Here is a 3,210-nt window from a genome sequence, read left to right on the forward strand (position 1 = left end):
AAATCCAGCCCGATAGTGCAGAAGCGTATAACAACATTGGAAATGCTTTAAAGGATCTCGGGCGTCTCGATGGCGCGTTGGCCAACTACCAACGGGCACTGGAACTCAAACCGGATTTTGCGGTGGCACACAGCAATTTACTGTTCATTCACAACTACCGGGATGACTGTTCTACTGACCAGCGATTGAGTGAAGCCAAGCGGTTTGGTGAAATGGTTGCCCGGCAGGTGCGCGTGTCAGCTGCTTGGCAGGTTCAACCGGAAGTTGGCCGCAGTTTACGCGTGGGCTTGGTTTCGGGTGACTTTCGCCAACATCCCGTGGGGAATTTCCTTGAAGGCGTGCTGGAGGCATTGGTCAGGCATGCATCAGATCGGCTGACTTTCTTTGCCTATTCCACCCAACATGCTGCCGACTCAGTTACGGAGCGCGTTAAAACGTCCTGTTGCGGCTGGCAATGCGTCGTAGGTCTTTCCGACGCACAACTGGCCGAGCGCATTCGTGCTGACCGAATCGACATACTCATCGATCTTTCCGGACACACCAGCGGCAATCGATTGCCCATGTTTGCCTGGAAACCGGCGCCGGTACAAGCGACCTGGCTGGGTTATCTGGCGACGACCGGCGTCGGAGCGATCGACTACCTGATCGCTGATGCATGGACGTTGCCGGAGAGTGAAGAAGTCCATTTCACCGAGAAGATCTGGCGTTTGCCGGAGAGTTACCTGTGTTTCACCCCCCCGGATGCGGCCATTGACGTCTCCCCCCTGCCGGCCCTGAGCACCGGGCAGGTCACCTTCGGCTGCTTCAACAACCTGAGCAAGATGAACGACGCCGTCGTCGCCCTGTGGTCGCGCGTGCTGCATGCCGTGCCGGGTAGCCGGCTGTTTCTCAAAGCCTCACAATTAAAGGAAGCCTCGGTACGGCAAAGCATCATCGACCGCTTCGCCGCACACGGCATTGATGCAGAACGCCTAATTCTGGAAGGACTGGTTCCCCGGGCGGAGTATCTGGTTCCCTTTCAAAGAGTGGATATAGCACTGGATCCGTTTCCGTATCCAGGCATCACGACCAGCGTCGAGAATTTATGGATGGGCATCCCCGTTCTGACGCTGGCGGGAGAAAGTTTCCTGTCGCGGCAAGGTGTGGGCCTGCTGATGAACGCCGGGCTGCCCGAGTGGATCGCCACGGCCCCGGATGATTACGTCGCCCGCGCGGTATCGCATGCCGGCGACCTGGACCGGCTGGCTGAACTGCGCAGCGGACTGCGGCAACAGGTTCTGGCCTCACCGATCTTTGACGCCCAGCGCTTTGCCGGACACTTTGAAGCCGCGCTGCGGGGTATGTGGAAGGCCTGGTGCGATCACGAGGTCGAATCGAGAGGAACGCACGGAGAACGCTCCTTCACAAGCCCTACGAGACCAAGTGCGCCAGCTTCAAATAGCTCCGGAAATATCATCGCTTCAGAGTCGGTAGTGCGCGGAATCTTGTGTTCTGATAACCCCCTGATGAAACTTCATATTGGCGGCAAAGAACCCAAGGAGGGTTGGAAGATTCTGAATGCCCTTGATTTTGAGGGCGTTGATTTTGTTGGGAATGTACGTGATCTAAGCGCCTTTCCGGACGCGTGTTGCGAGAAAGTGTACGCCTCGCACGTCATGGAACACGTCGGGCAGCGGGACTTTGTCGATACGTTGAAGGGAATTCACAGGATACTTTGCGAAAACGGCGAATTGTATTTCTCAGTTCCGGATCTCGAGACCCTCTGTCGGCTCTTTATCAGACCAGAGTTGGACAGGGAAAGTCGTTATCACGTGATGCGGATGATGTTCGGTGGCCAGATTGACGATTTCGACTTCCACTACATCGGTTTGACTTGCGAGTTCATGACGTATTTCTTTAATTTGGCCGGGTTCTCCAGTGCTAGAAGGGTTGAGTCATTTGGCATTTTTAACGACACCAGCGATTACAGGCCCTACGGCGTTCCTATCAGCTTGAATATGATCGCAAGAAAATAGGCGTTGATGCACGACATATGCAAATTTAGCCTGAGACTTAAGGTGTCAAAATAGGATGCGGAGCGCCACTATTCAATTTCAAGAAGCTTCGCCACCGCGTCAAAGTCATTCTTTGTCACGTGTAAAGACTCGTCAATTCCATCTGGATAATCGCTGAGTTCAAGCGCCATTGCTTGCCGGCAAATGAGCTCAAGATCATTTCGGAGAATGGTCGATGCAGGATTCAGGCCGGTGACAACTCCCAAGCCACTTGGGCGGGTTGGAATAGTGAATATCTTGAGGTCTGGCCGATGCTCTTGAAGAATCATCATGACCTTCCAGGTGTCGCCTACCCAGAATCTTGTGGTCCGATTCCGTTGCGCTGTTGCCGGGACGACCGGAAAAATGTCATGAAAAAGGACAACGGATCTCGCGTCAGAAAAACGTTCGACATTGATGAAATCCTTTAGCGCCTGATCGAAAGTGTGCAATCCGTCGATAAAGGCCAGGTTGATAATTTTGGATCCGAAGACTTGCTGAGGGTCGCGGGTTGCAAAGAAATCGTCGCTCGTTTGCTTGAATAGCTTGACCCAGTTTTCCTGCGGGTGAACGATTTGAATCGCGGGGTCAATGCCGACAGCGCGTGTTGGTGCGCGAGTGAATTGCAGCGATTGCCCCGATTCAACGCCAATTTCCAGATAGTTGCCTGGTTTCAGCATCGCGTGAAACCACCTGAGCCATTCGAGGTAGTTGGGGCCGGGGAAGCGCTTATCCACAATCGCCAGGCACCTCAGGAACTCCACTTCTGTTCGCAAAGCGCGGAGACGCGTATCTCCAGGAAACTGTTCTATTGCGTCCTTGTAGATTTTTTCCGCGCCTTCGATGTCTCCGGAAGTCAATTTCAAATTGACCTGTTCGATCAGTGGATCTACAGAGCTTGGAGACAGATCGTCGGCAGAAACCCCTGAATGCTTTTCCTTGGTAAATACGTCCTTAAGCAGATTCGACAGTATCGACAAAGCGTTCCCCCGTCATTCTCATATCAGAATTGTGTATCGAACGATCAACTTACCAGTATCGGATTCAGACGGTCGACCACACCTTGCGTTGATGGTATCGCGAGTACCGACGTGAATGATAACGGATGCAACGTCAGGATTGAGTCCCTAAACTGCTGTAAATCGGGTGGGGGGTAGCCACCGCTTCGATTCGGTAA

Annotated in this window: 2 protein-coding genes; one reads left to right on the forward strand and one right to left on the reverse strand. The window is 53.4% G+C overall.

Annotation, left to right across the window (positions count from 1 at the left end; translation table 11 throughout):
- Positions 1 to 2,015, forward strand: a 2,015-nt coding sequence (locus PROAA_RS12790) for an O-linked N-acetylglucosamine transferase family protein (protein ID WP_186411710.1), incomplete at its 5' end; no start/stop codon positions are given.
- Between the two features lie 68 nt (positions 2,016 to 2,083).
- Here the strand turns inward: PROAA_RS12790 and PROAA_RS12795 are convergent.
- Positions 2,084 to 3,013, reverse strand: coding sequence for a class I SAM-dependent methyltransferase (locus PROAA_RS12795; protein ID WP_186411711.1), 930 nt, complete (start codon positions 3,011 to 3,013; stop codon positions 2,084 to 2,086).
- Between the last annotated feature and the right edge of the window lie 197 nt (positions 3,014 to 3,210).

The sequence above is a fragment of the Candidatus Propionivibrio aalborgensis genome (assembly GCF_900089945.1).
In the GTDB taxonomy this organism is placed as follows: Bacteria; Pseudomonadota; Gammaproteobacteria; order Burkholderiales; family Rhodocyclaceae; genus Propionivibrio; species Propionivibrio aalborgensis.